The 25,917-nt window shown below is 58.3% G+C and carries 25 protein-coding genes and 2 tRNA genes; 16 read left to right on the top strand and 11 right to left on the bottom strand.

All coding sequences use genetic code 11. From position 1 onward, the window contains the following. Window positions 1-34: 34 nt before the first annotated feature. The 5 genes from rpsI to NIM86_RS03275 all read right to left on the bottom strand — a co-directional run bounded on the left by rpsI (window position 35) and on the right by NIM86_RS03275 (window position 2,280). Window positions 35-520, bottom strand: coding sequence for a 30S ribosomal protein S9 (gene rpsI / locus NIM86_RS03295; RefSeq protein WP_253379074.1), 486 nt, complete (start codon window positions 518-520; stop codon window positions 35-37). 5 nt (window positions 521-525) lie between these two features. After that, window positions 526-987: a 50S ribosomal protein L13 gene (gene rplM, locus NIM86_RS03290; RefSeq protein WP_253379070.1), complete on the bottom strand. Its 462-nt coding sequence runs from the start codon at window positions 985-987 to the stop codon at window positions 526-528. Between the two features lie 247 nt (window positions 988-1,234). Next, window positions 1,235-1,543: a BrnA antitoxin family protein gene (locus NIM86_RS03285; RefSeq protein ID WP_253379068.1), complete on the bottom strand. Its 309-nt coding sequence runs from the start codon at window positions 1,541-1,543 to the stop codon at window positions 1,235-1,237. Beyond that, complete coding sequence (locus NIM86_RS03280) at window positions 1,540-1,788, bottom strand: BrnT family toxin (RefSeq protein WP_253379066.1); 249 nt, start codon at window positions 1,786-1,788, stop codon at window positions 1,540-1,542. The genes NIM86_RS03285 and NIM86_RS03280 overlap by 4 nt, the downstream gene beginning before the upstream one ends. Before the next feature lie 45 nt (window positions 1,789-1,833). Beyond that, complete coding sequence (locus tag NIM86_RS03275) at window positions 1,834-2,280, bottom strand: PaaI family thioesterase (RefSeq protein ID WP_253379064.1); 447 nt, start codon at window positions 2,278-2,280, stop codon at window positions 1,834-1,836. A 94-nt stretch (window positions 2,281-2,374) separates the two neighbouring features. On the opposite strand from NIM86_RS03275, the gene NIM86_RS03270 reads away from it, so the two are divergent. Genes NIM86_RS03270 through NIM86_RS03260 form a run of 3 tightly spaced genes read left to right on the top strand, consistent with a single transcriptional unit; the run spans window position 2,375 to window position 4,172 of the window. Continuing rightward, complete coding sequence (locus tag NIM86_RS03270; protein ID WP_253379062.1) at window positions 2,375-3,190, top strand: enoyl-CoA hydratase; 816 nt, start codon at window positions 2,375-2,377, stop codon at window positions 3,188-3,190. Continuing rightward, a complete protein-coding gene (locus tag NIM86_RS03265) occupies window positions 3,187-3,630 on the top strand; it encodes a VOC family protein (RefSeq protein WP_253379061.1) in 444 nt (147 codons plus the stop codon). Before NIM86_RS03270 ends, NIM86_RS03265 begins: the two co-directional genes overlap by 4 nt. Continuing rightward, on the top strand, window positions 3,627-4,172 hold the full coding sequence (locus NIM86_RS03260; protein ID WP_253379060.1) for a CoA-binding protein: 546 nt from the start codon (window positions 3,627-3,629) through the stop codon (window positions 4,170-4,172). Before NIM86_RS03265 ends, NIM86_RS03260 begins: the two co-directional genes overlap by 4 nt. Before the next feature lie 10 nt (window positions 4,173-4,182). Here the strand turns inward: NIM86_RS03260 and NIM86_RS03255 are convergent, their stop codons facing one another. After that, window positions 4,183-4,680, bottom strand: coding sequence for a DUF6653 family protein (locus tag NIM86_RS03255; protein WP_253379059.1), 498 nt, complete (start codon window positions 4,678-4,680; stop codon window positions 4,183-4,185). A gap of 411 nt (window positions 4,681-5,091) precedes the next feature. Between NIM86_RS03255 and NIM86_RS03250 the strand changes: the two genes are divergently transcribed. Beyond that, window positions 5,092-6,375, top strand: coding sequence for an O-acetylhomoserine aminocarboxypropyltransferase (locus NIM86_RS03250; RefSeq protein ID WP_253379058.1), 1,284 nt, complete (start codon window positions 5,092-5,094; stop codon window positions 6,373-6,375). 203 nt (window positions 6,376-6,578) lie between these two features. Continuing rightward, window positions 6,579-8,060: an alkaline phosphatase D family protein gene (locus NIM86_RS03245; RefSeq protein ID WP_253379057.1), complete on the top strand. Its 1,482-nt coding sequence runs from the start codon at window positions 6,579-6,581 to the stop codon at window positions 8,058-8,060. Window positions 8,061-8,085: 25 nt separating this feature from the next. Here the strand turns inward: NIM86_RS03245 and NIM86_RS03240 are convergent, their stop codons facing one another. Then, complete coding sequence (locus NIM86_RS03240) at window positions 8,086-8,832, bottom strand: hypothetical protein (RefSeq protein WP_253379056.1); 747 nt, start codon at window positions 8,830-8,832, stop codon at window positions 8,086-8,088. 283 nt (window positions 8,833-9,115) lie between these two features. Between NIM86_RS03240 and NIM86_RS03235 the strand changes: the two genes are divergently transcribed. The 3 genes from NIM86_RS03235 (at window position 9,116) to NIM86_RS03225 (ending at window position 11,547) form a co-directional block, all read left to right on the top strand. Then, entirely contained in the window at window positions 9,116-9,745 is a 630-nt protein-coding gene (locus NIM86_RS03235) for an ATP-dependent Clp protease proteolytic subunit (protein WP_253379054.1), read from the top strand. 154 nt (window positions 9,746-9,899) lie between these two features. Continuing rightward, a complete protein-coding gene (gene clpX, locus NIM86_RS03230) occupies window positions 9,900-11,177 on the top strand; it encodes an ATP-dependent Clp protease ATP-binding subunit ClpX (RefSeq protein ID WP_253379052.1) in 1,278 nt (425 codons plus the stop codon). A gap of 160 nt (window positions 11,178-11,337) precedes the next feature. Continuing rightward, window positions 11,338-11,547 carry a hypothetical protein gene (locus tag NIM86_RS03225; RefSeq protein ID WP_253379051.1) on the top strand — a complete coding sequence of 70 codons (210 nt, stop codon included), beginning with the start codon at window positions 11,338-11,340 and terminating at the stop codon, window positions 11,545-11,547. 9 nt (window positions 11,548-11,556) lie between these two features. Here the strand turns inward: NIM86_RS03225 and NIM86_RS17240 are convergent, their stop codons facing one another. Next, on the bottom strand, window positions 11,557-13,275 hold the full coding sequence (locus NIM86_RS17240; RefSeq protein ID WP_253379050.1) for a mechanosensitive ion channel domain-containing protein: 1,719 nt from the start codon (window positions 13,273-13,275) through the stop codon (window positions 11,557-11,559). Window positions 13,276-13,589: 314 nt separating this feature from the next. Between NIM86_RS17240 and lon the strand changes: the two genes are divergently transcribed. Next, window positions 13,590-16,010 (top strand): endopeptidase La, encoded by a 2,421-nt coding sequence (lon, locus tag NIM86_RS03215; protein WP_253379049.1) that lies wholly within the window; start codon window positions 13,590-13,592, stop codon window positions 16,008-16,010. 187 nt (window positions 16,011-16,197) lie between these two features. After that, complete coding sequence (gene hupB / locus NIM86_RS03210) at window positions 16,198-16,476, top strand: DNA-binding protein HupB (protein ID WP_253379048.1); 279 nt, start codon at window positions 16,198-16,200, stop codon at window positions 16,474-16,476. A gap of 208 nt (window positions 16,477-16,684) precedes the next feature. On the opposite strand, the gene NIM86_RS03205 is transcribed toward hupB, so the two are convergent. After that, window positions 16,685-16,760, bottom strand: a tRNA-Val gene (locus tag NIM86_RS03205). A 223-nt stretch (window positions 16,761-16,983) separates the two neighbouring features. On the opposite strand from NIM86_RS03205, the gene NIM86_RS03200 reads away from it, so the two are divergent. Further along, window positions 16,984-17,060: transfer RNA gene (locus NIM86_RS03200), tRNA-Asp, on the top strand. Between the two features lie 46 nt (window positions 17,061-17,106). Here the strand turns inward: NIM86_RS03200 and egtD are convergent. Beyond that, a complete protein-coding gene (gene egtD, locus NIM86_RS03195) occupies window positions 17,107-18,045 on the bottom strand; it encodes an L-histidine N(alpha)-methyltransferase (protein ID WP_253379047.1) in 939 nt (312 codons plus the stop codon). Further along, window positions 18,038-19,291, bottom strand: a complete 1,254-nt coding sequence (egtB, locus tag NIM86_RS03190) for an ergothioneine biosynthesis protein EgtB (protein WP_253379045.1) — start codon at window positions 19,289-19,291, stop codon at window positions 18,038-18,040. Before egtB ends, egtD begins: the two co-directional genes overlap by 8 nt. Before the next feature lie 230 nt (window positions 19,292-19,521). Between egtB and kdsA the strand changes: the two genes are divergently transcribed. The 5 genes from kdsA (at window position 19,522) to cysQ (ending at window position 25,687) form a co-directional block, all read left to right on the top strand. Further along, window positions 19,522-20,352, top strand: coding sequence for a 3-deoxy-8-phosphooctulonate synthase (kdsA, locus tag NIM86_RS03185; RefSeq protein ID WP_253380683.1), 831 nt, complete (start codon window positions 19,522-19,524; stop codon window positions 20,350-20,352). A 27-nt stretch (window positions 20,353-20,379) separates the two neighbouring features. Beyond that, window positions 20,380-21,894, top strand: a complete 1,515-nt coding sequence (locus NIM86_RS03180) for a phosphomannomutase/phosphoglucomutase (RefSeq protein WP_253379043.1) — start codon at window positions 20,380-20,382, stop codon at window positions 21,892-21,894. Between the two features lie 138 nt (window positions 21,895-22,032). Next, window positions 22,033-22,938 (top strand): sulfate adenylyltransferase subunit CysD, encoded by a 906-nt coding sequence (gene cysD, locus NIM86_RS03175; RefSeq protein WP_253379041.1) that lies wholly within the window; start codon window positions 22,033-22,035, stop codon window positions 22,936-22,938. After that, the gene (gene cysN / locus NIM86_RS03170; RefSeq protein ID WP_253379039.1) at window positions 22,938-24,866 is read left to right on the top strand and encodes a sulfate adenylyltransferase subunit CysN; all 1,929 of its coding nucleotides are present in this window, start codon (window positions 22,938-22,940) and stop codon (window positions 24,864-24,866) included. The genes cysD and cysN overlap by 1 nt, the downstream gene beginning before the upstream one ends. Further along, entirely contained in the window at window positions 24,839-25,687 is an 849-nt protein-coding gene (gene cysQ, locus NIM86_RS03165) for a 3'(2'),5'-bisphosphate nucleotidase CysQ (protein ID WP_253379037.1), read from the top strand. The genes cysN and cysQ overlap by 28 nt, the downstream gene beginning before the upstream one ends. The last annotated feature ends 230 nt before the right edge of the window (window positions 25,688-25,917 follow it).

The raw sequence follows: 25,917 nt of genomic DNA, 5'->3' as shown, positions 1-25,917 counted from the left end.
GCCGGCCCTTTCGAAGACAGTCGATCCGAAACGCTTAGCGCTTGGAGAACTGGAAAGACCGGCGGGCCTTTGCGCGGCCGTACTTCTTGCGTTCCACGACGCGGCTGTCGCGAGTCAGGAAGCCGCCCTTCTTGAGGACGCCACGCAGCGCTGGCTCGTAGTGGGTCAGCGCCTTGGAGATGCCATGGCGAACAGCACCAGCCTGGCCGGATAGACCACCACCGGCCACCGTTGCGACGATGTCGTACTGACCGGCGCGGTCGGCAGCAACGATCGGCTGCTGCAGAACCATCTGGAGGACGGGACGCGCGAAATATTCGGCAAATTCCTTGCCGTTGACGCTGATGCGGCCGGAGCCGGGTTTTACCCAAACGCGGGCGACGGCATCCTTGCGCTTGCCGGTGGCATAGGCGCGGCCATGGGCATCAAGCTTCTGGACATGAACGGGGGCGCTGGTTTCGGCAGTCGCCTCGACGCCGGCGGCTTCGCCCAGTTCTTCGAGAGAATTCAGTTCGGCCATTTCGATCAAGCTCGTGTGTTCTTGGAGGACAGGGCGGCGACATCCAGCACCTTCGGCTGCTGCGCCTCATGCGGGTGTTCGGCGCCGGCATAAACCTTCAGGTTCTTCATCTGGCGGCGACCGAGCGGGCCACGGGGGATCATGCGCTGCACGGCCTTTTCCAGGACGCGCTCGGGAAAGCGGCCCTCGAACATCTGCTTGGCCGTACGCTCCTTGATGCCGCCCGGATAGCCGGTGTGCCAGTAATACTTCTTCTCTTCGTATTTCTTGCCGGTGAACACGGCCTTGTCGGCGTTGATGATTATGACGTTGTCGCCATCGTCGACATGTGGCGTGTAGCTCGGCTTATGCTTGCCGCGCAGGCGGTTGGCGACCAGGGAAGCGAGACGGCCGACGACAAGCCCTTCGGCGTCGATCAGGATCCAGTCCTTCGTCACTTCCGCAGGCTTCTGCGAAAAGGTCTTCATGGTTTCGTCCTTTGGAACCGGCGGTTCGGCCGGCGTTTCTTGTTGCTTGGGTTCGGATCGGCGCTGGGCCGTCCGAACGAAACAATGGCCCGGACATGGGAGGCCGGACCATCGATACCGCGCTCAATAGGGGAGAAAGCGAGCGCGGTCAAGTCTATTTTAATGCCAAAAATTCTGTAAAAATTATAAATTTCAAATAGATAAGAGATAAGGTATCTATATACCGCAAAAACGGCCGTAAAATTGTCTAATCGGGGGCCTGTTCTTCCAGAAGCTTTGCCATTTCGCTTCGCCAGTCCTCCCTTGCCTGCCAACGTTCCAGGATGCGTGGATCGAGGCGTACCGTGACGGCAGTTTTCGCATTCTCTTTTTTGGGCCTGCCGCGCGATCGCTTGATGCTTTCTGCAAGCCCAGGAAACGCCTCGGCGAAGGGTTTGCCTTGCCGCAACTGCTCGTCGGTCAGTTCTGGATTTTCCGGATCGGACTGGATCATTCGTTGAATTTCCGCCTCTTCCTCGTCGGTAAGCGGACGGCCGGATGAATATTTACGTGTCATAAGTGCCTCCTTTCCTTGCGGCTGGCCGGCCGCATTGAAATGATCGAAATGGCTTCCGAACCCAGCGGTCTGAATACAACGGTGATGATGATCTGCCCGTTCCAGTGGCCAATCGAGACGATGCGGTTGCCATTTCCCGGATAGATCGTCGCGGCCTCGAAGAACTCGACGGTTAGATCAGCGAAATTCATCCCGTGTTTATCGAGATTGGTAAGCCGCTTCGGTTCATCCCATACAATCTTCACGACAATTTTCGTATACGAAAAATGTGGTGACGTCTATCGTGGTCGTCAATCCTGTTCGACCGCTGGAATCGCATACGTCCCGGTTGCGTGGGCGGCGCAGCGGCCTTGCGAGATCATCTCCACCTCGAATACCAGCAGCGTCCGCCCCATTTTGAGGATACGGCAGATCGCATCGACCGGTCCTGCCTCAGCCTTCCTCATGAAATTGATGTTGACGTTGGTCGTCACGATCAGCGGGTCGCCGCGCACATGGGAGAGCGCGCAGGCCCATCCCCCGATGTCTGCCAGGGTGAAGAGGGCAGGGCCCGATATTGTACCGCCGGGCCGCAAATGGCGTTTCTCCGCGTTGAATCGGATGCGCACTTCGCCCGGCTCAACCGCAAGGACCTCATAGGGAAAGTCGTCGTGGTATTCGCCGAAGCCATCGGCCATGATGCGTTGGACCTCATCCTTTCCCAGGATGGGTGATAAATTGCCATCGGTCGTTGCCATCACTGTCTCCTCGCGGCCAAGACACTATCTTGGCTGTCAAAGGCGGTGCAATCGGACCGTCTTTATCCAGAGGGTGAGGTATCGGGAGCAGGCAATGGGCGAGGTTTTGACCATAGATCATGGCGCGGAGAGTTTGCGGATCACGCAGGAAGGCGGCGTCCGCCGTCTGGCGATGGCGCGTCCGCCGGCCAATGCACTCAGCCTCGGCTTCATGGAGGAATTGACCGACACGCTGAACGCTGCCGCCGAAGATCGCGCCGTCCGTGTCGTTGTGCTGGCATCCGATGCCAAGGTCTTCTGCGCTGGCCACGATCTGAAGGAGATGCAAGGCGCGCGAGAGAGTGACGATAACGGCCGAGCCTTCTTCGAAAAGACGTTTCGGCGCTGCGCAGATCTGATGCAGACCATCGTCCGGTTGCGTGTGCCGGTGATCGCCGAAGTCAATGGCGTGGCGACGGCGGCAGGGTGTCAGCTCGTCGCCTCCTGCGATCTGGCCATCGCGTCGGAAGAGGCGCGCTTCGCTACGCCCGGTGTCAATATCGGCCTGTTCTGCTCGACACCCATGGTGGCACTCAGCCGTAATGTGCACCGCAAGCATGCCATGGAAATGTTGCTGACGGGCGAGATGACAGAGCCGACCCATGCCCGCGAGATCGGCCTCGTCAATCGGGTTGTGCCCAAACAGTATCTCGGTCAGGTCGTGCAGAAATATGCCGAGACGATAGCGTCGAAATCGGCCTTCACGCTGAAGATCGGCAAGGAGGCCTTCTATCGGCAGGCGGAGATGCCGCTGGATCAGGCCTATGAAGAAACTGCGCGCGTGATGGTGGAGAACATGATGGCCAAGGATGCCGAGGAAGGCATCGGCGCCTTTATTGGAAAGCGCACGCCGGAATGGAAGGACGAATGACGATGACCGAGGGTCTTCCTTCGCGCCTGACAATGGTAACGCTCGGCGTCACCGACATCGCACGTTCGACGGCATTCTACGAAAAACTCGGCTGGAAAAAGTCGTCGGCCTCCAATGAGAGCGTGAGTTTCTTTCACATGGCGGGCACCAAACTCGGTCTCTTCGGCCGTACCGATCTTGCTGAAGACGCGCATGTGGCGAATACGGAGACGGGTTTCTCGGGTGTGGCGCTTGCGATCAATTTTGACTCCGAACGGGAAGTCGATGCCGCTTTCGATCATGCGGTCTCTGTCGGCGCTACGCCGGCCAAGCGACCGGAAAAGGTCTTCTGGGGCGGTTATTCCGGTTATTTTGCCGATCCTGACGGCCATCTGTGGGAACTGGCTCACAATCCGATGGCGCCGCTCGATGACAATGGAAATATGAGGCTGCCGGAATGAGTGTAGATGGGCAGCCGTCGAATCACGATCATTACGATAAAAGCCTGATTGTCCGCGTACTATCCGAAACAAAGACCATCGCGGTTCTTGGCGCGTCAGCAAATCCGGTGCGACCAAGCTATTTCGTGGTGAAATATCTGCTCGACAAGGGCTACGAGGTCTGGCCCGTCAATCCCGGACAGGCTGGCAAGCCGATCTGTGGTGCAATGACTTATGCCAATCTGGCCGATCTTCCGGCGACGCCTGACATGATCGACATCTTTCGCGCGCCTGACGCTGTGCCGGGCATCGTTGACAACATCCTCGCAATGGACGCCTTGCCGAGATTCGTCTGGATGCAGCTTGGCGTCCGCCATGATGAGAGCGCAGCGAAGCTGGAAGCGGCTGGCGTTACCGTCATCATGAATCGTTGCCCGAAAATCGAATATGCGCGCCTGTCCGGCGAAATTGGCTGGAATGGCGTCAATAGCCGCGTGCTTTCGGCCAGAAAGCCGGTCGCGGGTCACAAGGTGCAGAGCCTTGGTATTCGCCGGGATCGATAGAGATTTTTCCTTAAACATCGCTTGCGTTGGCCTCGCCTCGCTGCGCCATATCGCGTTGTAGCCAGGCCATTCGGTCGCAGAACCAGAGTTTGAACGTGGATAAGAGCGTTGCGCCGCCAAAGGCTGCCCAGGGATTGCGCCAGACGAGCCCGTAGATAAGCGGAAGGCAGCAGAGCGCCGTCGCAATGAGGAGAAGCGTCGCCGCTCGCCGATGATGGAACGGTATCGAGCGTTTCTTTCTCTCAATCCATATTTGTTCGCCGAGGACCACGCGCTGCGCCCATCCATCGAAGTGGGTGGGTGGCGCGAAAAGGCGTGGATTGAGGAACGTCCAGATGGCGACGATCGATATTGGAACGATAGCCCACCATCCGATCCAGAAGCGGGACCAGATGGCCAGCGTAAACAGCAGGATGGTCGGAACGCGCGTATAGACGCTCCACGGACTGGCGTGGCGCCGCCAGATCTCATCGTCCATTCCCATGACAACTTCTGAAACGCTACGCATTGCTCTGGCCAACCCTGTCATGAATGTCGACGAGATTAGACAGCTTGGACGATGAAGGAAAACCGGTCGTCCTCGCGCAAACAAAAAGCGGGCTCTGTTGAACCCGCTTTCAGGAGTAGACCTGCCATTACATCCGTGGCTCGGTCCAATTTCCGAAACATCATGCTGCGCTCAAATGGTTAACAAATAGTTAACGGCAAACAGGGCTGCGTTGTGGTCGTAGTTGCGACCTTCGGAAATATGGTCAAGACACGCCGGCCAGTTCTTCCGTGGTCCGTATCGCGCCTTCACGCTGGTTTATAAGGTGGTGATGTGACGGCCGCATGACAACAGGCCAGTGATCTTCCTTTCTCTGGACAATGCTACTAGCTGTCGCCAATGTCCCCAGCGATTTCAGTTTGGAGGACTATAATGAGCGACCAGCAGCCCGGATTTTCGACATTGGCCATTCATGCCGGCGCGCAGCCCGATGCGACCACCGGCGCGCGGACGACACCGATATACCAGACCACGTCTTACGTCTTCGAAAGCGCAGACCATGCCGCTTCGCTGTTCGGTCTGCAGGCATTCGGCAATATCTATACCCGCATCATGAATCCAACGCAGGGCGTGCTCGAAGAACGGCTTGCCGCGCTGGAAGGCGGCACCGCCGCGCTGGCGGTTGCGTCCGGCCATGCCGCCCAGCTTCTGGTCTTTCACACGATCATGGAGCCAGGCGACAACTTCATTGCTGCCAAGAAGCTTTATGGCGGCTCGATCAACCAGTTTGGCCACTCCTTCAAGAATTTCGGCTGGGAAGTGCGCTGGGCCGATGTCGACGCGGCTGACAGTATGGCCGAACTGATCGACGACAGGACGAAGGCGATCTTCATCGAAAGTTTCGCCAACCCCGCCGGTGCGGTGTCGGATATCGCGGCCATTGCCGAAGTCGCCCAGAAGGCCGGTATTCCGCTGATCGTCGACAACACCATGGCGACCCCCTATCTCTGCCGCCCGCTCGAACACGGCGCCGACATCGTGCTGCACTCGCTGACCAAGTTTCTCGGCGGGCATGGTAATTCGATGGGCGGCGTCATCGTCGATGGCGGCACCTTCGACTGGAGCGCATCGGATCGCTACCCGATGCTTAAAGAGCCTCGGCCGGAATATGGCGGTGTGAAGCTGCACGAGACGTTCGGTAACTTCGCGTTTGCCATCGCCTGCCGGGTGCTGGGGCTCCGCGATCTCGGCCCGGCGATCAGCCCGTTCAATGCGTTTCAGATACTCACCGGCATCGAAACACTTCCGCTTCGCATGCAGCGCCACTGCGAAAATGCGCTCGCCGTCGCCAAGCATTTGAAGAGCCACGACAAGGTGGAATGGGTGAACTATTCGGGCCTTGAAGACTCTCCCAATCATGCGCTTCAAAAACAATACGCACCGGAAGGCGCGGGAGCCGTGTTCACTTTCGGCTTGAAGGGTGGATACGAGGCCGGCGTCAAATTCGTCGAGGGCCTCGAACTCTTCAGCCATCTGGCCAATATTGGCGATACGCGCAGCCTCGTGATTCATCCGGCGTCCACGACCCACCGTCAACTTTCCGATGATCAGCGCAGTGCTGCTGGCGCAGGAAATGAGGTGGTGCGTCTATCGATCGGTATCGAGGCGATCAACGATCTCATCGCCGATCTCGACCAGGCGCTGGCAAAGGCCTGATCCGCGGTCGCCGGGCTTCAGCCCCGACCTGGCCGTGGCTTGGCATGCATCGTCACCCCTATGTGTCGGCTGTGTTCTGATTAAGAAATGGCAAGGGCGGTTTCACTCTCCTCCCAAGCCCCTATCTGTTCGGATATGACAATGATTTCGAATACAAGTGCTGGAGCGGCAAGCTGAGCGGCGAGAGCAAAACCACCCCGAAATTGCCATCGGACGACGCGATTCAGGAGGCTGCCGAGACCCTCGGTCCGCTACTCTACATGCGTGGAGAAGAGGAGGGGCGGGTTCGCTTCGCTTTGCTGGCCTTGCGTCCGAGCGAAAAGCCCAGTGCGATCTTACGCACGCAAGAGCGTGAATGGCCGGCCGAGGCGGTGTTCAACCGCTACGGCGTCGTCGCTGACCGCTATCTTTTCGAGCTGCCCCTGGGGCTGTCGGACGGATGGTACGAACTGGACGATCAGCGTGTTCGACTGGCGACCGACTATGGCGGCGACGAGATGCGCATCGCTTTTGTTTCCTGCAACGGGCAGGAGCAGGGCGATCTGGATCGTGAGAAAGAACAGCGCAATACCCTTTGGTCGCGCCTGAAGGCGGAGCACGCGAACGCGCCGCTCCATTTGTTGTTGCAGGGCGGCGATCAGATTTACGCCGACGAAATTCTCGATGCGCATCCGATGACCCGAAAATGGGAGGATGAGGAGGATTATTTCGGTGACGACGTGACCGCAGAGGATGTCGAGAACATCCGGGTGGCGCTTTCACGGTCACTTTTTGGCCGCTACCTCGTTCTGCTCGGTCATGAAGAGGCGAAATCGCTCCTATGCTCGGTACCCACAATTTCCATGTGGGACGATCATGACATTTGCGACGGCTGGGGATCACTGGCGGAAGGCAAGCTCGACTCACCCATCGGGCAGACGGTGTATGAGGTAGCGCGCGAACACTTTCTCCTGTTTCAGCAGGCCGCGACCCTGGACGATCTGCCAGACGTCATGATGGATCGCACGGCGGGTGGGTTCGGCATTCACATCGAATTGCCGGGGCTTCACATCCTTGCGCCGGATCTGCGCAGTGGCCGAAGGCCGAACCGCGTGATGAGCGAGGAAAGCTGGCGGACGTTTGACGAAGCGTTGAAGAAGGCTGCAGGCAGCCGGGTTCTTTTCGTTTCTACCGTTCCGGTCCTCGGGCCGCGCCTGTCGTTGGTCGAATCGGCGATGAACATCATTCCGGGCGCGCAGAAATATGAGGACGACTTGCGCGACCAATGGCAGAGCCGCCATCATCGCAAGGAATGGACGCGAATGCTTGCCCGCCTCGTAAAGGCAAAGGACGAAGCAGGCACGGATGTCACCATCCTCTCAGGCGAAATCCATCTGGCGACACGCGGAACGCTGGCCTGCAAGACAGGCACCGTGCATCAACTTGTCGCGTCGGGAATTACGCACGATCCGCCGCCGCGCGGCTGGGCGCGGACACTCGGCACGCTCGCCTGGCTAGGTGATTCCCCGCTGCCGAATCACCCGATCCGCATGCGCTCCCTGCCGGGGCACCCGCGAACCTACTGCGATCAGCGCAACTATCTTCGCCTCTTGAGGAAAGAAGGGCGCTGGCTTGCATGGTGGGAAACCGAGGAAGACGGCACGACCGATGTGCTCGACCTCGGTGCTGTCGATGCGTCGGTCTAGGTTCTTCCCATGAGTGGGGAGACACTCAGTTCCGGCAATGACGAGGCACGCTGACGTTTCGCCACGCTGTCGAGGCTGAGCGCACCTGCACCTGTTCGGTTACGGTCGCATATTCCGCCGGAATGGTATGGACGCGTTCGCTCGCCGGGCGCACCACAACGGTTCGCGCGACTCGCTCTCGAACAGCCGGAACGTATACCTCTTCGGTCCGTGCTGGCTGGACGATCTCTTCGGTCCATTCGGTGCCGTAGCGCGGTGGAATGACCTTATAGCTGACGATGGCCGGGCGAACCGTGACCTGACGCGCGACCGTTTGATGGCGGGCGGGCAATTTCACCTTGCAGAGGGTTTTTTTGCCATTCACCCAACGCCACTCCCAGCCATATCCGCCGGGGACCGTTATGGTTTCATGCACGATCTTCGTCACAGCCGGGGTGTGTTGCGGCACCCGCTCTGCAGGTCTAAGCAGAACTCGCTTTTTGACGCCCCGTGTAACGGCGGGGACATAGCGCCATTCCTTGCGGGCCGGTTGAGTGACGATGGTCTGCCACACTGTTTTGGTCACCGCCGGAATGTGCTCGATGCTGCGGCGGGCTGGGGCAACCTGCACGCGCTTGGTCACGGCCTTGTATTGGGCTGGATGATGAACAGGCTGATAACAGGACACGGCGCGATTGCCTGCATAGGCTGGCGCGATGCTGGCGAGACCGAGCGACAGGCTTGCCGCCCCGGCCAGGAGCAGGCGAATGGAGACGGTCGAACTGTAATTCATGCTGTCATGTCCTTTCCACCGTAGACGGCATGGCCGCCATTATGGTCAGGCTAACGCAGGAAATGCGTGTTTTGCTGCGATTTCGGGCAACACGATTTGCACAAAAGGTTACTGGTTAGGATTGTATCTTTTGTACGGTGTCGCGATGGTCTTGTTATCGTGATCGCTCAACCCTTATTTAGGGAGTCTGCGGCTACCCCTTCTCAAAAGGCGATCTGCCTGCTGGCCGCTCCAGGCGTGACAGATGATCTGTCGCTCTTTGTGCAAAGCTTAAGGATTTTCAATGAGAGACCCAGTTGAAACCGCAATGAGCCTCGTGCCGATGGTCGTGGAGCAGACCAATCGCGGGGAGCGGGCTTACGACATTTTTTCGCGGCTTCTGAAAGAACGCATCATATTCATCACCGGCCCTGTCGAAGACGGCATGGCGTCTCTGGTCTGCGCGCAGCTGCTGTTTCTTGAGGCGGAAAACCCTTCAAAGGAAATCAGCCTTTATATCAATTCGCCGGGCGGCGTGGTGACGAGCGGCATGGCGATTTACGACACCATGCAGTTCATCAAGCCGCCAGTGACGACCCTTTGCGTCGGCCAGGCCGCATCGATGGGTTCGCTTCTGCTATGCGCCGGGGCGCCGGACATGCGTTTCGCCACGCCCAACGCCCGCGTCATGGTCCACCAGCCATCGGGCGGTTTTCAGGGGCAGGCTTCCGATATTGAACGTCATGCGCAGGATATCATCAAGCTGAAGCGGCGCTTGAACGAGGTTTACGTCAAACACACCAATCAGGATTACGATACGGTCGAACGCACACTGGACCGCGATCACTTTATGACGGCTGATGAAGCGAAGGATTGGGGTCTGATCGACAAGGTCATCACGACGCGCGATGCCGTCGAGGGAGAGGCCGAATAAGGAGTCGGCGGGCCGGTTACGGAGAAAACGGCCCGTCTTACTTTCCAATCCACTGAATTGCCTGCATTGGCGAATTGTGTTTGGGTTGGATGAATCAGTCCCTTTATGCGACCGTCGACGGAGCGGTTATGCGGGGCAGCGAAAGGACGAACATATGAGCAAAGTGAGCGGCAACGGGGGCGGCGATTCGAAGAACACGCTGTACTGCTCTTTTTGTGGCAAGAGTCAGCACGAGGTTCGCAAGCTCATCGCGGGCCCGACCGTCTTCATCTGCGATGAATGCGTCGAACTGTGCATGGACATCATTCGCGAAGAGAACAAAAGCTCCATCGTCAAATCCTCCGACGGCGTTCCGACACCGCAGGAAATTCTCGACGTTCTCGACGATTATGTGATCGGACAGCCCTACGCAAAACGGGTTTTGTCGGTGGCGGTTCATAACCACTACAAGCGTCTGGCGCACGCCTCGAAGAACCAGGATGTGGAGCTTGCCAAATCCAACATCCTGCTCATCGGCCCGACGGGCTGCGGCAAGACGCTTTTGGCGCAGACCCTGGCGCGTATCATCGATGTGCCCTTCACCATGGCGGACGCGACCACGCTGACAGAGGCTGGCTATGTGGGCGAGGACGTCGAAAACATCATCCTCAAACTGCTCCAGTCTGCGGATTATAATGTCGAGCGCGCCCAGCGCGGTATCGTCTATATCGACGAGATCGACAAGATCAGCCGCAAGTCGGACAACCCGTCCATCACGCGCGACGTGTCGGGCGAGGGCGTTCAGCAGGCTTTGCTGAAGATCATGGAAGGCACGGTCGCTTCGGTTCCACCGCAGGGCGGCCGCAAACATCCTCAGCAGGAGTTCCTGCAGGTCGACACGGCCAATATCCTGTTCATTTCTGGCGGGGCTTTCGCCGGTCTGGACAAGATCATTTCCGATCGCGGCCGCAAAACATCGATCGGCTTCGGTGCTAGCGTCGAGAACCCGGAAGAGCGCAAGACCGGCGAACTGTTTCGCAAGGTCGAGCCGGAGGATCTTCTGAAGTTCGGCTTGATCCCGGAATTTGTCGGCCGTCTTCCCGTGCTCGCCACGCTCGAAGATCTCGACGAGGATGCGCTCATCCAGATCCTCAGCGAGCCGAAAAACGCGCTCGTCAAGCAGTATCAGCGTCTCTTCGAGATGGAAGATGTTCAGCTGACCTTCCACGAAGACGCCCTGCGCGCCATCGCCCGTCGCGCCATCGAACGCAAGACCGGTGCGCGTGGCCTGCGTTCGATCATGGAAGGCATTCTGCTGGATACCATGTTCGATCTGCCGGGCATGGAAGGCGTGCAGGAGGTTGTGATCTCGGAAGAAGTGGTCGGCGGCAATGCGCAGCCTCTCTACATCTATTCCGAGGCGCGCAAGGAAAAGGACAAGACGTCCGCCTGACAAAGCGTCATCGAATGCTTCTCAAGAGGAAAACCAAAAGCGCCCGAAAGGGCGCTTTTTTATTCGCCCTCTCTAATTTTTGTCCGCCGGTTTCACGGTCTTACGCCGGCTTGCCGCGTCACTCATTGCAAGGCATATTTGACGTAAGGTCATGGAGGCGATGATGAAGTATTCCGATCCCAGAACGTTCACAAATGTTGATCTGGCGACCTGCGATAGCTGCGGCAACCTTGTATCCGCCGAAATCGTGGACGGGCCGACAGCAGGCGCCGGTCAGTGCGACCGCATGTGCGACGAATGTACCAACACCTGCACCCGCGACTGGGGCCATTCCGGTCCGCATCGGTGCGATACGCACTGGCGCGGCTGAGGTCTGATTTCAGTCGCTCTCAGATGATGTCCGCTGTTCGGACATATCCTTGGTTAGATCGACGATTTTCGCCTCACGTTCGGCGGGCAGATAAAGCGCCTCGTCACCGCGTTTCGGCTCAAGTTCGGCAGCAGCCATGAGCATGGCCTCACGCAGCCGGCACTGCATGTTCCAGCCGGTTGTCGGATCGCGGGCATCGGCATAAAAGCGTACGAGCATTCCGGTCGCATCGTGATCGACCACCTGAACCTTGGATTCGTTCTTCGTCAGAATATCCTCGTCATCCTCGACGAACTGCTGAAACCGTTCCCTCATCGGTTTCAGGTCGGCCAGATGGTTCAACCGCAACTCGACATATTTCGTAATCGTCGCATCCTGTTTGGTCCAGTTTTCGAAGGGATGGCTGACAAAATAGTCGACTGGCACGATGATGCGCCGCCTGTCCCAGCTCCTAAGCTGAATGAAGGTGAAATTGATCCGCTCGACCGTGCACCAGTAGCCTTCGAACAGCACATCGTCACCGATCTTGGCTGATTTGGATAAGGCGATCTGCAGCGACGACATGATGGACGAGAGGGCCGAACGCGCGGCGAACCCGACGACAAGCGTCAGCAGACCCGCCGAACCGAGGAGCGCCACCGCCATTCCATCGAAGACATTGGTTTGAAGGAGCACGATTCCGAAGCCCGCCACAGCCACGACCAGAAGCGCGATCCGGCGCGCTGCTGACAAATTGGTCTGTAATTCGCGGTCGCCTTCGTTCTCGGGCTTCGAGATGTCGTCGATGTTGCGGGCGAAGACGCGGTCGAGCACCGTGTCGAAGACACGTACGAACAGAAAGATCAGCGCCAGGACCAGAAATGCCGTCCATAGCGGTGTCATGAACACATCGACCGGTGCGGAGAAAACGAACAAATATCGCGTTAAAAGCCAACCGACGATGCCGGTGAGCATGGACGCCGCGGGTAGGGCGATGGCTTCGAGCAGTTCCGCAGCCACGCTGTGATCGGTTCGCGACTGAAAGCTGCGCAGCCCTCGATAGACGATTAGAAAGACGGCTACGAGAACGATGATCGCGATGGGCAGGGCAATCAATTCCCAGACCGCGACACCGAGTGGCGTGTTCTGCGCGAGAGGCTGAGGCAGCCATTTTTCGAAACGGCTTGGGCCATAAGCGTCGTAGAGACCTTCGATATTGCCGACCGTCTGGCGCGAGAAAATCCATACGGGATCGCCTGCGCCCTCTTTGATCCGCCGCAGCCTTATCGAAACCGGTCGGTATTCCAGTGAAAGCTGTCCGAGACTGATGTCGCGCTGCGCTTCGCCGGCGCTGGCATCACGGCTCGATCCCCTTGGATCGAGCGCATCCGGTCGATCGGGCAGCGAATCCCAGTCGATCCAGATTTTCCGGTCAAGAACCGCGAAAAGTTGCGCGGCGCGTTCGAAACCAATCCGTTCCTGATCGTCTATCTCGATATCGGTAAGATCGAGCAGATGCGCGGCGTCGGCATAGCGCTTTTCGCGCGCCAGCGTCAGAAAGGTTTCGAGGGACGATTGCGGGGTTTCACGAAGTAGATCGGTTTCGGCTGGCGGTAGGCCTGGGTTCAATTGATCGACTTCGAACCAACGGCTGGGCGGACCGTCACCACCTGACTGCGCGAAGGCTGATAAAACACTTAAAATCAGACAGGTCAGGCCGGCGAGAACGAGAGTATAGAATGTCTTCACCGAGGGTAGAGGGGCACGATAGGAAGTGATGATCTGATTCCTCGGTAAAGCGGGGCAGGCTCTGTCTCATCAATGAAATACCATTTGTCCGCTTCGGTTCCAAACACCCCTGCCGCCGCCAGACGGTTCCGGGAGGGCAGCTTTCACAAGAATGCGTGGAAAAGCCTGAAATCCTTGAAACAGACAGAGTTCGACGCCACATTGGTTCGAACGGATTCGCGGGGAATCCAAAGTGGGCGCCTCCTCGATCATTGCCGGCTTCCGGGATGCTGGAGACGCTGCCGTATGGCCCGCCGGGCCAGGAAAGGAATAAGATGCCTAGTAAGCAACAGCAGGCCGACATTATTGCCGAAGGCCGTTATGCCGTGCTTCCCTTGCGCGATATCGTGGTTTTTCCGCACATGATCGTTCCGCTCTTCGTCGGACGCAGCAAGTCGATTGCCGCTCTTGAGGATGTGATGAGCGCCGACAAGCAGATCCTTCTTGCCACGCAGAAGAATTCGACCGACGACGATCCGGCGTCGGAGGATATTTACGAGATCGGTACGCTTGCGACGGTGATGCAGCTTTTGAAGCTGCCCGACGGAACGGTGAAGGTGCTGGTGGAAGGTCAGTCCCGCGCCCGCCTGACCGCGTTCACCGATCGCGAGGAGTTTCATGAGGCCGATGCCGAGATCCTTGGCGAACCCGATGAGGATGCTGTCGAGATCGAGGCGCTGGCCCGCTCGGTGGTTTCCGACTTCGAAAACTACGTCAAGCTGAACAAGAAGATCAGCCCAGAGGTTGTGGGCGCCGCCGGGCAGATTGAAGAGTTCTCAAAGCTCGCCGATACCATTGCCAGCCATCTGGCGATCAAGATTCCAGAAAAGCAAGAGATGCTGGCGACGATCCCGGTCAAGGATCGGCTGGAAAAGGCCATGGGCTTCATGGAAGCCGAAATCTCCGTTCTGCAGGTCGAAAAGCGCATCCGCTCGCGCGTCAAGCGCCAGATGGAGAAGACCCAGCGCGAATATTATCTGAATGAGCAGATGAAGGCCATTCAGAAAGAGCTTGGCGAAGGCGAGGACGGTCGCGACGAGCTTGGCGAACTTGAAGAGCGTATAAAGAGCACAAAGCTCTCCAAGGAGGCCCGTGAAAAGGCCGAAGCGGAGATGAAGAAGCTTCGCGCCATGAGCCCGATGAGCGCGGAAGCCACGGTTGTTCGCAATTATCTCGACTGGCTACTTTCCATTCCGTGGGGCCGCAAGTCACGGGTCAAGAACGACCTGAATGCGGCGCAGAAGGTGCTGGACGACGATCACTACGGCCTGGAAAAGGTCAAGGAGCGGATCGTCGAATATCTCGCGGTGCAGAGCCGGCAGAGCAAGCTGAAAGGTCCGATCCTGTGCCTCGTCGGCCCTCCCGGCGTCGGCAAGACGTCGCTCGCGCAGTCCATCGCCAAGGCGACAGGCCGCGAATATGTGCGCATGGCGCTAGGCGGCGTCCGCGATGAGGCGGAAATTCGCGGCCATCGGCGCACCTATATCGGCTCGATGCCGGGCAAGATCATTCAGTCGATGAAGAAGGCCAAGAAGAACAATCCGCTCTTCCTGCTCGACGAAATCGACAAGCTTGGTCAGGACTTCCGGGGCGATCCGTCTTCGGCGCTGCTCGAAGTGCTCGATCCGGCTCAGAACAACACCTTTGCCGATCACTATCTCGAGGTCGATTACGATCTGTCCAATGTGATGTTCATCACCACGGCGAACTCGCTGAACATTCCGGCTCCGCTGATGGACCGCATGGAGATCATACGGATCGCCGGTTATACCGAGGACGAGAAGGTCGAGATCGCCAAGCGGCACCTGCTGCCGAAAGCCATTAAGGACCACGCCCTGAAGAAAGACGAGTTCTCGGTAGGCGAAGAAGCGATCCGCCAGATCGTGCGGACCTATACGCGCGAAGCCGGTGTCCGCAATCTGGAGCGTGAGCTGATGACGCTGGCGCGCAAGGCTGTCACAAAAATTCTCAAGGAGGCCGACGTCGAAACCGTATCCGTCACCAAGGATAATCTGGAAGAGTTTCTTGGCGTGCCGCGCTTCCGCTACGGCGAAGCAGAGGGCGAAGACCAGATCGGTGTCGTGACGGGTTTGGCATGGACGGAGGTCGGCGGCGAATTGCTGACGATCGAAGGCGTGATGATGCCGGGCAAAGGAAAGATGACTGTTACCGGCAACCTGAAGGATGTGATGAAGGAGTCGATTTCTGCGGCCGCTTCCTATGTGAGGAGCCGTGCCGTCGATTTTGGTATCGAACCTCCCATCTTCGACCGGCGGGATATCCACGTCCACGTTCCGGAAGGCGCTACGCCAAAGGATGGTCCGTCTGCCGGTATCGCTATGGCAACGTCCATCGTTTCTGTCATGACTGGCATCCCGGTGCGCAAGGACATCGCCATGACCGGCGAGGTGACGCTACGCGGGAGGGTTCTACCCATTGGCGGCCTGAAGGAGAAGTTGCTTGCGGCACATCGCGGCGGCATCAAGAAGGTTTTGATACCGTCAGACAACGCCAAGGACCTCGCCGACATTCCGGAGAATGTGAAGGATGGCCTCGAAATCGTACCCGTCAGCCGGGTGGGCGAAGTGCTCAGCCACGCGCTGACCCGTATGCCCGAACCGATCGAGTGGACAGAACCGGAGGTTGTAGCGGTTCCGGCCGTTTCCGACGGTGCCGAGTCCACAGTGGCGCATTAAGGCCTCTGTTCCACAGAAATTAGGGGAAAAGGCCGGGTTTTCCGGCCTTTTCTGCCTTTTCAGGGCCTGAATTTTCTGTATCTGTGGCTGGCCCCTGTTATTCTACTAGCGTGAATGGCTGGACAATACGTGCCGAACAAGAGCCGCAGGCTATTTTGGTGGAAAAGATTCGAAGAGGAGAATCCCCATGAATAAGAACGAACTCGTCGCAGCAGTTGCCGAGAAAACCAGCATGTCCAAGTCGGAAGCCGGCGATGCTGTCGACGCAGTGTTTGACGCCATTCAGGGCGAACTCAGCAAGGGCGGCGATGTCCGTCTTGTTGGTTTCGGCAATTTTTCGGTGAGCCATCGTGGCGCCTCCAAGGGCCGTAACCCGCAGACCGGCGCAGAGGTCGACATTCCGGCCCGCAACGTGCCGAAGTTCACGGCCGGCAAGGGCCTGAAGGATTCCGTAAACAAGAAATGATTTGCACTGGCCGGGTCGCTATGCCTCCGGCCCGGACAATTGATCGATAAGCAAGGGCCGATGTGCAGTGCATCGGCCCTTTTAATTTTTCGGTCATGCAAGTCGGCCGTCATTGCCGGACGAGCCTTCAACCGAGTAATTGAGTTGGTTGAGATAAACGCCGGCCGTTCGGCGAAGACCGAATTCGGACCGCTACGGTGAAGGAAAATGGTGGGCGGTGAGAGACTCGAACTCCCGACATCCTCGGTGTAAACGAGGCGCTCTACCAGCTGAGCTAACCGCCCGACAGGGGTCTGGGCTGACGCAAGACGCCTACGATGTCTGCCATTGCGACGCAAGACCGAAAAGAAGCCGGAATGACATTCCGTGGTCTTGGAAATGGCTGTTTGCTGTCAGGCCGGAAAAACATGCTCGCGTGGCCGCAATCATGTTGACAGTGCGAGGCCGAAACCGTAATCAGCGCTCCACGGAACGCGGCGGCGCAAAACGCGCTGGCCGTTTCGATGCGCGGGTGTAGCTCAGTTGGTTAGAGTGCCGGCCTGTCACGCCGGAGGTCGCGGGTTCGAGCCCCGTCACTCGCGCCATTCCTTTTCTTCGAATGGCTGAAACGATTGTCCGTCGCCGCTGACGTCACGCAGCGGCGGTGAAAAGAAACACGCCAAACCAATTCTTATCGTCCGTCCAGACGAGTGACTCGTTCCAGCCGGCTCGTGCGGCCATGGTGCTGAAACGATCCGGTGAGTATTTGTAAGAATTCTCGGTATGGAGACGTTCGCCAGCGGTAAATTGAATGCTGCTGCCAGCGATGCTCGCTTCCTGATCCTCCAAGCTCTCCAGATGCATTTCGATTCGGCTTTTCTCTTCATTGAAGAGAGCGACGTGCTGGAATTTCTCGATAACGAAATCGCCGCCAAGTTCGCGATTGATCCGTTCGAGCAGGTTGAGATTGAAGGCAGCCGTCACACCCGCAGCGTCGTCATACGCAGCCACGAGCGTATTGCGATCCTTGACCAGATCGACCCCGATCAGAAGATGCTGCGCACCGCTCTCCTCACGGAACCGGCGAAGAAGGGCTTCCGCTTCGCCCGGCTCGAAATTGCCGATTGTGGAGCCGGGAAAGAACAATGTGACCGGCATATCGTCTTCAACGCTCGGCGGTATAGCCAGATGTTTTGTGAAGTCGCACGCGATGGGCTCGATTGCCAGATCGGGAAAGGCTTCGCGCACATCTTCGGCTGCTTCGTGAAGATGTGTGGACGAAATGTCGGTGGGCACGAAACGGGAAGGGGCTTCGAGGGCCTCGAGTACGATACGGGCCTTGCTGAGCGATCCAGCGCCAGGCTCGTAAAGTACGACGCCAGCGCCTAGCGCCTCCGCTATATCGTCAGCTCGCTCACGAAGGATCGCGGTCTCCGTCCGGGTCGGGTAATATTCGGGTAAAAGGCAGATCTGGTCGAACAGGGCGGAGCCGACGGCGTCGTAAAACCATTTCGGTTCAAGTGTCTTGGGATGCTGCGATAAACCGCCAAGGACCGAGTCGCGAAAGGTGGTGTTCAGCCGCTCAAGCATCGCGCGCCAGCCTCAAACCGGTCATCTGCCAGCGGTGATGCGGGTAGAAGAAATTGCGATAGCTGCGGCGCATCTGGGCAGAGGGCGTAAAACACGATCCGCCCCGCAGAACGAACTGATTGACCATGAACTTCCCGTTATATTCGCCAACTGCGCCTTCCGCAGTCTGAAAACCCGGGTAAGGCAGGAAGGCAGAGGCGGTCCATTCCCAGACATCGCCCCACATCTGCAAAGCACCTTCGCCAGGTTGCGCAGAAGCCGGGCGCAAGCGTCCACTTTCATGAAAATTCCCGCTCGCCACCGGTCCCGAGGCAATTTCCCATTCAAATTCCGACGGCAGGCGCGCACCGACCCAACGTGCATAGGCATCGGCTTCGTAATAGCTGATATGGCTGACAGGCGCATTGGGATCGACTGGCTGGGCGCCTCGCAGGCTGAATTGCATCCATTGCCCGTCTTCCTGCCACCAATAGGCAGGCGCCTGCCACCCTTCCCGTTGAACGGTGGCGAATCCGTCCATCAGCCAAAGCGGTGCGCGCGAATAGCCGCCATCCTCAATGAAGGCGATCCACTCGCGGTTTGTGACGCAGCGATTGGCGATCTCGAACGGTCGGATCAGCTGTTCGTGCCGTGGCGTCTCGCAATCGTAGGCAAAGGTCTCGTCGCCATGGCCGATTGGCAGAATGCCTCCCTCGAAAGCGAGCCATGAAAGATCGGCGTTCTCCCGCACTTCAAGCGGGGCGGGCTTGCGATATGCGGGGCGGAGCGGATTGTGGCTCAGCACATGGAGCAGATCGGTCAGCATCAGTTCTTGATGCTGCATCTCGTGATGGCAGCCGAGTTCGACGATATCGGCGGGCGCTCTGCCACTCTCGACGAGTTGCTCCACAGCAGCATCGACCCTAGCGCGATATGCGAGAACATCGCCGATTGTGGGTCGTGTGACGAGGCCGCGTTGGGCTCGCGTATAGCGCGGGCCGGCCTGCACATAATAGGAGTTGAATAGGAAGGCGAAACGCTCGTCGGGAGATACGTAAGAGGGATCGTGTGGCCGCAGCACGAATTCTTCGAAGAACCAGCTCGTATGCGCCAGATGCCATTTGGTCGGGCTGGCATCCTCCATGGACTGCACCGCCATATCTTCCGGCTCCAGCCCCTCGATCATGGAGAGGCTGCGCTGGCGGGTCTGCCGGAAAAGCGCGAGCAACGGTGCGTCGTCCAGAACTTTCGCGAAAAGTGCCGTCATCGATTTGGCCTCCCTCTGAGCGTTCAGCATTCTTCCGAAAAAGCTAATGCACGGCCTTGCGGCGTAAAGATTGATCCATGTTCGCTCCCGCCACCCTACTGTCAGCAGTGTCGATAATAAGAGGCTTGCGTGACCGTTTAACGGCGCATCGTTGAATGCGCCCGCGCGTTGGCAAAACGCTCCATTTGTCGCTAGAAGGGCGCGACGTTTCAATTGGAGACAAATCGCTTATGGCCGAGGCCAACCGTACGGTCCGGGTCGGACCGGTATCATTTGCAAATGATGCGCCCTTCACCCTCATCGCAGGGCCGTGCCAGATGGAGAGCCGTGGCCATGCATTCGATATGGCTGGGGCGTTGAAGGAAATTTGCGGGCGTCTTGGCCTGGGGCTCGTCTATAAATCCTCGTTTGACAAGGCCAATCGCACCTCCCTTTCAGGCAAGCGTGGAATCGGCCTGGACGAGGCGCTGCCGGTTTTCGCCGACCTGAAGACCGATCTCGATGTACCGGTTCTGACCGATGTTCATACCGAAGAGCAATGCGTGGCGGTGGCCGAATCCGTCGATATTCTGCAGATACCGGCCTTCCTCTGCCGGCAGACCGATCTGCTGATTGCGGCTGCGAAGACCGGCAAGACCGTCAACGTCAAAAAGGGCCAGTTTCTTGCTCCGTGGGATATGAAGAACGTTCTCGACAAGATTGTCGAGAGCGGCAACTCAAACGTTCTTCTTACCGAGCGCGGCGCATCCTTCGGCTATAACACGCTGGTCTCCGACATGCGTTCGCTGCCGATCATGGCCGAGACTGGCGCGCCCATCATTTTCGATGCGACACATTCGGTTCAGCAGCCGGGCGGGCAGGGCGGTTCCTCGGGCGGTGAACGTCGCTTCGTCGAGACGCTGTCTCGCGCCGCCATTGCCGTGGGGGTTGCGGGTCTGTTTGTCGAAACCCATCAAGACCCGGACAATGCGCCGTCGGATGGCCCGAATATGGTGCCGCTCGACCGGATGGAGGAGATGCTGGAGCGACTGATGGCTCTCGATGCCGTTGCCAAGGGCTGACATGTCTCTTCTCGACAAGGTGAAGCAATGAAACCTTCCGCCGATCTTTCTCCCAACAGCTACGCTTTCGAGACACAGCCACTCGTCAAACCGACCGGTTTTCGTGAGTACGATGCGCGCTGGTGGTTCGGCCACCCGTCCAGCGACAAGCCGCCGGAACTCAATCTGCTCGGTGTCCAGGCGCTCGGGATGGGACTGGCGACGCTGATCCGGCAAAAAGGCATTGGTCAGCGGATTGTCGTTGGACATGATTTCCGATCCTACTCGCTGTCGATCAAGCTGGCGCTTGCGCAGGGGCTTATGGCCGGCGGTGCGGAGGTTCTGGATATCGGTCTGGCGCTATCTCCAATGGCCTACTTCGCGCAATTCGCCTTGGACGCTCCGTCTGTCGCTATGGTGACGGCAAGCCATAATGAAAATGGCTGGACTGGCGTAAAGATGGGCTGCGACCGGCCTGTCACCTTCGGGCCGGATGATATGGCCGCCCTTCGGGATATTGTGCTGTCCGGCGCGTATGAAACGGCTGATGGCGGCTTTTATGAGCAGATCGATGGCTTCCGCACACGCTATCTGGACGAAGTCGTCAGTGGAATAGCAATCGGCCGTCGACTCAAGGTCGTTTGTGCGTGTGGCAATGGCACGGCAGGCGCTTTCGCGCCGGATATGCTGGAACGGCTCGGGTGCGAGGTAATCCCGCTCGACTGCGATTTGGATCATAGCTTTCCGCGATACAATCCCAATCCCGAAGACATGGAAATGCTGCACACCATGGCGGCGGCGGTGACCGAACACGGGGCCGATCTGGCATTCGGTTTCGATGGCGATGGCGACCGTTGCGGCGTGGTGGACGATACCGGTCGGGAAATCTTCGCCGACAAGATCGGCGTCATGCTGGCGCGGGATATGGCGAAGGAGCAGGGCGGCGGTCAGTTCGTCGTCGACGTCAAGTCGACCGGACTTTACCACACCGACCCCATTCTGAAGGAGCTCGGCGCGCAGACCGATTATTTCAAGACGGGGCATTCCTATATCAAGCGGCGGGTGCGAGATCTCGGCGCTACTGCAGGCTTCGAAAAGTCCGGACATTTTTTCTTCGGCCCGCCCTACGGCCGCGGCTACGATGACGGCCTTCTGACAGCGATCGCAGTTTTACGAATGGTGGATCGCAATCCGGATTATTCGCTCGGCGCGCTCTACGACGAGCTGCCTGTCACCTATGGTTCACCGACCATGAGCGCGCATTGCGCCGACGAACTGAAATATGGGGTGGTCGAAGATGTCGTGAAAGACATCCTGGCGATGGAAGAAGAGGGGGCCGCGCTTGCGGGCCGCCCCATCTCTGCGACCAACACAGTCAATGGCATTCGCGTGACCGATGACGAGGGCAACTGGGGCCTGGTTCGCGCCTCGTCCAACAAACCGGAAATCGTCGTCGTCGTCGAAAGCCCCGTCTCTGAAAATCGCAAGAAGGCGATGTTCGAAGCGATTGATGGCCTTTTGCGAAGGCACGATGCGGTGGGCGCGTACAATCAAACGTTTTGACGGAAACTTGAAAACCTCAAGCAAAGCCTCCTAATCTCTGCCAAAAATTTAATCGACTATTCCTTTGCCAGACGTCTCGCGGGTCATAGTTAGGCCATCTGCGATCGTCGGTTTGCAGAAAGCGAACAGGAAAACTGCATGAACGCCCCCCTTTCCCATCTTCAGCGCCTCGAAGCGGAATCGATCCATATCTTCCGCGAAGTGGCGGCCAGTTTCGACAATCCCGTCATGCTCTATTCAGTGGGCAAGGATTCGTCTGTGATGCTTCATCTGGCGCTGAAGGCGTTTTATCCTGCGCCGCCGCCCTTTCCCTTCCTGCATGTCGACACCACTTGGAAATTTCGCGAGATGATCGAATTTCGCGATCGCATGGCGCGCGAAAAGGGTTTCGATCTTCTGGTTCATACCAATGAGGAAGCACGCGCCGACGGCGTCGGTCCTTTCACACACGGCTCGTCGGTTCATACCCATCTCTACAAAACGGTCGGGCTGCGCCAGGCGCTCGACAAATATGGTTTCGACGCGGCATTTGGCGGCGCCCGGCGCGATGAAGAGAAAAGCCGCGCCAAGGAACGCATTTTTTCGTTTCGTAATGCCAGTCACGGCTGGGATCCGAAGAACCAGCGGCCGGAAATGTGGAATATCTACAATACGCGTGTCGCCAAGGGTGAATCGATCCGTGTCTTCCCGCTCTCCAACTGGACGGAACTGGATATCTGGCAGTACATCCTGCAGGAGGAGATCCCGATCGTCCCGCTCTATTTCGCCAAGGCCCGTCCGGTGGTTGAGCGCGACGGCACTCTCATCATGCGTGACGATGAGCGGATGGAGATCGCTGCCGGTGAGAAGATCGAGGATCGCATGGTTCGTTTCCGCACGCTGGGTTGCTATCCGCTGACCGGCGCAATCGAAAGCGAGGCGGACACGTTGGAAGGCATCGTCGCCGAAATGCTGATCGCCCGCACCTCGGAACGCCAGGGCCGAATGATCGATAAGGACGAGGCCGGCTCCATGGAAAAGAAAAAGCGCGAGGGGTATTTCTGATGAGCGTACTTGCAAGCGCCCCGTTAAAGGACGAAGAGCGAAACGCAGCGGCTGCCGATGCCGTTGCGGCCTTTCTCGCAGAGCAGGAATCCAAGAGCTTCCTGCGATTCCTTACCTGCGGCTCGGTGGACGATGGAAAGTCCACCCTGATCGGACGGCTCCTCTACGACACCAAGCTGATCTTCGAGGATCAACTCGCTTCATTGGAAAATGAGTCGAAGAAATTCGGCACTACCGGCGAAGACATCGATTTCGCGCTTCTTGTCGATGGACTCGAGAGTGAGCGCGAGCAGGGTATCACCATCGATGTGGCATACCGCTTCTTCGCCACGTCGAAGCGGAAATTCATCGTCGCCGATACGCCTGGCCATGAGCAATATACGCGCAACATGGCGACCGGCGCTTCGACCGCCGATCTGGCAATCGTTCTGATCGATGCGAGAAAGGGCGTTCTACCGCAGACCCGCCGGCATTCCTTCATCGCTTCGCTGCTCGGCATCCGCCATATCGTCGTCGCGGTCAACAAGATCGATCTTGCGGATTACGATCAGGCGGTGTTCGAGCGTATTGTCGGCGAGTACCGGTCGTTCGCGGCGGATTTCGGCTTTGAAACCGTTACTCCCATTCCGATGAGCGCGCGCTACGGCGACAATGTCACCACGCGCAGCCAGAATATGGACTGGTATAAGGGACCGACGCTTCTCGACCACTTGGAAGACATTACGGTCGATGACCGTGTCAGCGACCTGCCGCTGCGTTTTCCGGTGCAGTACGTCAACCGACCGCATCTCGATTTTCGCGGCTTTGCCGGTACGGTTGCGTCTGGCTCGGTAGCGCTTGACGACGAGGTCGTCGTTGCGAAAAGCGGCAAATCTTCGCGTGTTTCGCGCATCGTGACCATGGATGGCGACCTGGAGGCTGCGCAAGCCGGTCAGGCCGTCACACTGGTTCTGGAAGACGAGATCGAAGTCTCTCGGGGCAACATGCTCGTTGCGCCGGAGGCGCGGCCACATGTGGCCGATCAGTTCGAGGCCGATATCGTCTGGTTCGACGAACAGCCGCTCATGCCGGGCCGGTCGTATATTCTTCGGACCGAAACAGACCAGATTTCGGCCAATGTGACAGCGCTTAAACACAAGGTCGACGTCAATACTTTCGCCGAAGAAGCAGCCCGGCATCTCGATCTGAACGAGGTCGGCGTCATCAACATCGCCACGCAGAGCGATCTGGCTTTCGATCCGTACGCAGCGAATCGGTCCACGGGCGCGTTTGTTCTGATCGACCGCGTGACGAATGCGACGGTTGGCGCGGGCATGATCAATTTTGCGCTGCGCCGTGCCGACAATATCCATTGGCAGGCACTCGATGTGAATAAGGCCTCCAGGGCCGAAGCGAAGGGCCAGAAGCCTGCGGTACTATGGTTTACAGGCCTTTCGGGGTCGGGCAAGTCGACCGTGGCTAATATTCTTGAGAAGCGGTTGCATGCCAAGGGCAAGCATACTTATACGCTGGACGGCGACAATGTACGTCACGGCCTCAACCGCGATCTCGGCTTCACCGCCGAAGACCGTGTCGAAAACATCCGCCGTGTCGGCGAAGTGGCCAAACTCATGTCCGATGCGGGTTTGATCGTTCTTTGCTCGTTCATCTCCCCCTTCCGCGCCGAACGCCGTATGGTGCGCGATATGCTGGACGCGGGAGAGATGATCACGATCTGGGTCGACACGCCAATCGAGGAATGCGCACGGCGTGATCCGAAAGGTCTCTACAAAAAAGCCTATTCCGGAGAGATCAAGAACTTCACCGGTGTTGATAGTCCGTTCGAATTGCCGGAGCGCGCCGAAATCCATCTCAAGGCAGGAGATCGGACGCCGGAAGAGATGGCGGACGAAATTGAGGCATGGATGGCCGAGCGGGGCTATATCTGATGCAAAGCGAAGCCGTTCTGCGCCTTTTCGAACGGCTTGCCGTTGAGGCCGGACAGGCGATTCTCTCCGTGCGCGCTCGAGGCATCGATGTCGAGCGAAAAGGCGACGAATCGCCGGTCACGGAAGCGGATCGAGCGGGTGAGGCCATTATCCTCAAGGGCCTCGACGCGGAGATGCCGGACGTCCCTGTCGTCGCGGAAGAGTCGATGGCCGATGGCCGCCAGCCCGATATCTCTGGCGGACACTTCATCCTCGTCGATCCTCTGGACGGCACCAAAGAGTTCATCAAGGGCAGCGGTGACTTCACCGTCAATATCGCTCTGGTAGAGCAGGGCGTGCCGACCGTTGGCGTGGTGCTGGCGCCGGCCCGCAGCCTGCTGTGGATGGGTGCGCCGGAGGGAGCGGCCCTTGCCACTGTCGACATGGCAAAGGGCGAAGTGCAGGAGCGGCGCTCAATCTCCTGCCAGCCGCCTTCGTCGCCGCTACGCGTTGTCGCCAGTTCTTCTCACCGAACGACAGAAACGGACCGCTTTATCGCTGGCTATCCGGGCGCGCAGACCGTCGCGGTCGGCTCCTCGCTTAAATTCTGCCTCTTGGCCGAGGGAGAGGCGGACCTCTATCCGCGCTTCGGGCGGACGATGGAATGGGACACCGCTGCAGGCGATGCTGTGCTGCGCGCCGCGGGCGGCGTCATTCGAACGCCCGATGGGGAACCGTTCCTCTATGGCAAGATCGGTCAGGCTGAGGATTGCGACTTCGCGAATGGCTGGTTCGTCTGCGCCAGCGCGCCGGAATTACTCCGGAACATGTCCAGAGGCTGACGCGTTCGCGCCGCTCGAACGAGTGCCGGCCTGATCGTCTTCTAGAACCTCATAGCGGCTTTGAGGTATACGGCGTGTGAGAAGATATCCTCGCTGAGGATGTCAGAATCATCAGATCCTTGGGCTTCAACCTCAGCGATTGCGGTTAACGTTGCGTTAACCATGAAGTTTACAGGTCTTGTGGGACGCCTTGGAATGGCTGGTCGCAGCCAGAGCAGCCGATCGGGAGC

This window comes from Notoacmeibacter sp. MSK16QG-6, assembly GCF_024158145.1.
Lineage (GTDB): Bacteria > Pseudomonadota > Alphaproteobacteria > Rhizobiales > Rhizobiaceae > Notoacmeibacter.
The sequence above is the reverse complement of the archived record's forward strand: the minus strand, read 5'-3'. Positions and strand labels throughout refer to the sequence as shown.